At 36.8% G+C, this 3,021-nt stretch carries 2 protein-coding genes; both read right to left on the reverse strand.

Features of this window, described 5'->3' with window-relative positions; translation table 11 throughout:
• Window positions 1-95: 95 nt before the first annotated feature.
• On the reverse strand, window positions 96-1,517 hold the full coding sequence (locus FEM33_RS21880) for an argonaute/piwi family protein (protein WP_139014120.1): 1,422 nt from the start codon (window positions 1,515-1,517) through the stop codon (window positions 96-98).
• Between the two features lie 3 nt (window positions 1,518-1,520).
• Window positions 1,521-2,891 (reverse strand): SMEK domain-containing protein, encoded by a 1,371-nt coding sequence (locus tag FEM33_RS21885; protein ID WP_139014121.1) that lies wholly within the window; start codon window positions 2,889-2,891, stop codon window positions 1,521-1,523.
• Between the last annotated feature and the right edge of the window lie 130 nt (window positions 2,892-3,021).

Here is a 3,021-nt window from a genome sequence, read left to right on the forward strand (position 1 = left end):
AATTGGGGTTTGACGATGTCACAATTGTATATTAAATTTGGTGATAGACTACAAGCAGACCGCGAATTTTTCCTTGGAGGCTGAATCTACCAAAATCAAATTCTGACACAGTTCAGCGTACACTCCCGAATTTCCCCGACATTTCTGGCACATTCGATAGTAATCGGCATTTGCCTATCAAACTGCGTGTTGTTCCAATTCATTTTAGTTAATGAAAGTATTTCATCACAAATAATATTAGGTGATTCGTCGTGTTGAGCCAATTTTACCTCAATTGCTCTCGGAATATATTTGCCTGGATAGGTTTCATAATAAGGAACAGACCCTCTTGTGTATAAAAGATGGTGCTTATCGCTCATTGTTAGGTGAGTTCCTCTCATTGGTGGATAATTTCCGCTTCGATAAAGTCTTAAATCTGATACCTGTAGGGTAATAAGATCAAGTTGATTAATGTGAAGATCCTTGGCGGATTGAGTGAATCCAAATATTTCGTCCTCACTGAAATTGGAAGTTTTGTGTATTACAAGCCTTTTTGGGAAAATCTTGACAGCTTCATAATATTCAGTAAGTGATTGCTTTAAAAGATTGTAAGCTTGTTCTTCACTAAGATGCGGTGTTCTATCATTTTTCTGTAATACGATTTCTTCACCTCTCAGAATTACGCCTTTTCCTAATTCATTAAAAATTTGGGCAATACTGGTTTGGGTGGAATCTCTATCCCTACTCCTGAAGAAGCTAATTCCTGCATAACAAGTAGTTTCCGCTGAATCTTTCCTGATTAAAGCCCATGGAGTACCCGATGCCTTGTAGTATAAGGCGGTAAAAAAATTCCATGCAATTGTGGCCGGATCCTGCATTTCTCTGGTCGGTTTTGCGACCCTATCTCTAATAATCTGTATAGGAACATTATATTGCATTGCCTTTGCCTTCAAATTTCGTCGGAAATTTTGCTCTTTCTTGGAAATATCTTCTTCGTCAACATCCTTTTCAACAGCTGCAACATCATTTTCTTGATCAGGTGCGACTTCTTTTGCTGCTGTAATATGCTTCATTATACTTTCTGGCAATGCGCAAAGAATTACATCGGGCTTTTTATTTTTGGACAGAAATTTGATTTCAGCTAGATATAGCTCTGTGATTTCTGTTATAATGGTTTCCAGCGAATCTGCCTTTTTCACAATTCTCTCTAGATCCGAATTATTAAGTTTACGGAGATAAGTGCTATCGTAATTGACCTCACACTTAAAACCAATATTTTTATTGAAACCACAAAAATTCATAAACAAATTTGGATGTGGTGTCTTACTTTCTTTACCGTCTATATGAGTTTTGCAAGAGTCTATCCATTCTAATACGGCGTCCACACTATCAGATTTTCCTACTACGCCAATTGTTATTTTTTCCGGTCTAACCTGTTCAATATCAAATGGGTTTAAGCTGTAAATACCGCTTTTGGGACAAATATGATGACCCAAGCCAAATTGTAGCGAAGGCTCTTCAATGTATCTCAGTCTCATAAATCAAGAAAAAGTTAAAGTATATATTTCTGAATCGAGGCTGATTTCAGGCAAGGAGCTTCCTTCACCACTCTCAATAGTTTTTACTGGCACCCATTTTTGTTCATCTAAGCTTGGTGACAACGTCATTGGCTCTATTTGGAGGAGCTGTAAGTATTCATACTCTCGTGTGAACAAGTCTGTGTATGAAAGATAGTATGCGAAGAACCGAAAATAATAGTAAACCGAATTGTTGTTCTCTAATCGCTTCAACCCAGCCATGTAGTCTGGTTCAAATCGACTTTCCTGATATCCACCTGGATTGGTGAAACTCCATGTTGGATTTACCACTAAATACCAATCTGCGCCAAAGTTCAAAAAAGATGCTTTGAAGGCTAGGTGTCTATAACAGATAACGTGTCCTTCTTTTTTATTAACCATTTCAAAGATTACTGTTTTCGTAGCCTCTTTCTTGGCTTTCCATCGGATCTGTTTAGGTCCAGGAGGACTTGTATTTTTAAATCTAAAAATTTGCCGAGGAGGAAAAAATTCAATCCCTTTGAAGTAGCAAAGTTGAATGAGTGAATTTCTAAGAAGGTTCTTAAATACCCTGTTGCTTGATTCATTTTGTTCATAGAATTGGCAACAATCTATTGAAGTTACTGTACCTACATCAATTATTTTTCTAAGAGGTTCACTATTTTTTGACAAATCTCTGAAAGTATAAATACATTTCTCGAAAACAATCCAGTCTTCAAAATGTAAGTTATGCTGTTTAAGCGCTTTTCTTATCAGAGTACTAGGTTTCAGTGTTTTAACCTTTTTTCTTCCTAGACTTTCCAGGTGTTCATTCACTTTTTCAATTACCTTATCTTCGTCTATGAACAAGTCGGCTTTAAATAAGACTTTTGCAAATGAAATCTTAACCATATTAGAGGTTATGTCCTCTGGTTCGTTGCTCAAATACCCATTTTCGAATTTTAACTTTCTTTGTTCAATTTGAACATCAGAAAACTCGTGTTCATAAAGCTTAGATATGGTATAAATTTTGGGAGTTGAGCTTATGCTGTTGATTTTCTGGAGAATGCTATCTTTATCTAGAACGTGCTCACTTGGATCGAAATGAAAACCCTCTGGTATAGCATCGTTTAATGTTGAGCTGTTGTATTGCGGCTTCTTTTCCGTCAGAATGTAGAAATATAGAACATCAAATTCCTCCTGCTGTTCGTACCTGGAAAAGGTTTCAAGGGTCTTCTTTATTTTGTCAATTGATGATGTAGATGTAACCTGTATGGCTACGCGGTTCTTAAAGTCAGCTAGATCAATAGCAGGGAAGTTCTTTTTTTTAGTAGCATTAAGATTTTCTAGCTCGAGGCCTAAAACCTCATTTAACAATGGTGGATACTACGGTTCGATTTGTGCCAGTTATTTCGGTCGGATGATGCCAGTCATTACGGTTCAAAACGTGCCAGTTTATTCTGTTGTTGATTACTTGGTTTACGGTTCGAATGATGCCAGTGTTTTT

Source organism: Dyadobacter flavalbus, assembly GCF_006149045.1.
Lineage (GTDB): Bacteria > Bacteroidota > Bacteroidia > Cytophagales > Spirosomataceae > Dyadobacter > Dyadobacter flavalbus.